General features: G+C 61.1%; 1 protein-coding gene. It reads left to right on the top strand.

Annotation, left to right across the window (positions count from 1 at the left end):
• Positions 1 to 248: 248 nt before the first annotated feature.
• A protein-coding gene (locus CI41S_RS45470; protein ID WP_139860511.1) for an IS5 family transposase occupies positions 249 to 1,012 on the top strand; the annotation gives its coding sequence in 2 pieces (ribosomal slippage) (positions 249 to 584 and positions 587 to 1,012; 762 coding nt in all).
• Positions 1,013 to 1,395: the final 383 nt, after the last annotated feature.

Here is a 1,395-nt window from a genome sequence, read left to right as displayed (position 1 = left end):
TCTTACGGGGAGAGGGTTGGGGTGAGGGGCTGCTTCCGCGAAGACGGCGATAAATGCGTTCGCGGAGAGCCCCCCTCACCCGAAACGCATCTGGCGATGCGTTTCGACCTCTCCCCGCACGCGGGGCGAGGTGAAGCGGAGCCTGCGGCACAATCCAATGGAAAGTCATTTCGCCTTAGGTGGTGTGGACTCTAGGGATTCCCTTTTAGGGGCAAATCAGATTCAAGATTGCTTTTGGGGAGGCAGTCTTGGGTGTGATGGATCGGCTGGTGTTGAGCGACGCGGCGTGGGAGCGGATGGCGCCGCTGATCATAGGCCGGCCTGACCAGAAGGGCTCGACCGGCCGCGACAATCGGATGTTCGTGGAGGGTGTGCTTTGGATCGTGCGTACGGGCGCTCCCTGGCGTGATCTTCCGGAGGCGTTCGGAGACTGGAACAGCGTGTTCCGGCGCTTCAGTCGATGGAGCGCCAAAGGCGTCTGGTGCCGCATCTTCGAGGCGATGTCCGATGACCCCGACTTCGAATATTTGATCGTCGATTCCACCATCGTCCGAGCCCATCAGCATGCTGCCGGGGCCAAAAAAGGGGGTCTGAAGATCAGGCAATTGGCCGTTCGCGCGGCGGCCTGAGCACCAAGATACATATGGCCGTTCGCGGCTTGGGATGTCCCGTACGGTTCACGATCACCGCGGGTCAGAAGGGCGATGCACCGCAAGCTGCCGAATTGATCGAGGGGTTGCCTGCCGAGGTGGTCATGGGCGACACGGCCTATGACGCCGATCACTTGCGCCAAGCCATCGCAGCCAAAGGGGCGCTCGCCGTCATCCCCAACAACCCGTCACGAGCGCTCAAGCATCCGCTCGACAAGTATCTCTATGCCCAGCGCCACCTCGTCGAATGCTGCTTCTCAAAGCTCAAGCAATTCCGCCGCGTCGCAACCCGCTTCGAAAAGACCGCTCGAAATTATCGGGCGGTCGTCACCCTCGCAGCCATCATTCTCTGGCTGCGGTAAGTGTCCACACCACCTAGGGCGTCAGGCCTGCACGACTTCACCGTCCGCCTCGCATGCTGTCGTCACTGACATGCGACACGTCCACCGCATCTCACCGCAACACCGCGACGATGGCCAGCGCCCCTCGATCGGGTGAGACGGGCGGATTAGACAGTGAGTTGGGGTGCGGCGTCAAGTATTGTTTCTGAAAATACGAACGCTCTATCACCACCTCTAACCGGCTCTTGTGCAACTCGTGGGCGATAGCGCATGTAAGGGACGCACCGGCGGCGGGGTTCCCTCTCCCCTTGCGGGAGAGGGTTAGGGAGAGGGGTGCCACACGACGTGCACTCTCATTGCGACGACACACGACAGACATTGCGAGAGCGGCGCACGTGTCGTCA

Origin of the sequence: Bradyrhizobium ivorense (assembly GCF_900696085.1) — a bacterium.
In the GTDB taxonomy this organism is placed as follows: Bacteria; Pseudomonadota; Alphaproteobacteria; order Rhizobiales; family Xanthobacteraceae; genus Bradyrhizobium; species Bradyrhizobium ivorense.
The sequence above is the reverse complement of the archived record's forward strand: the minus strand, read 5'-3'. Positions and strand labels throughout refer to the sequence as shown.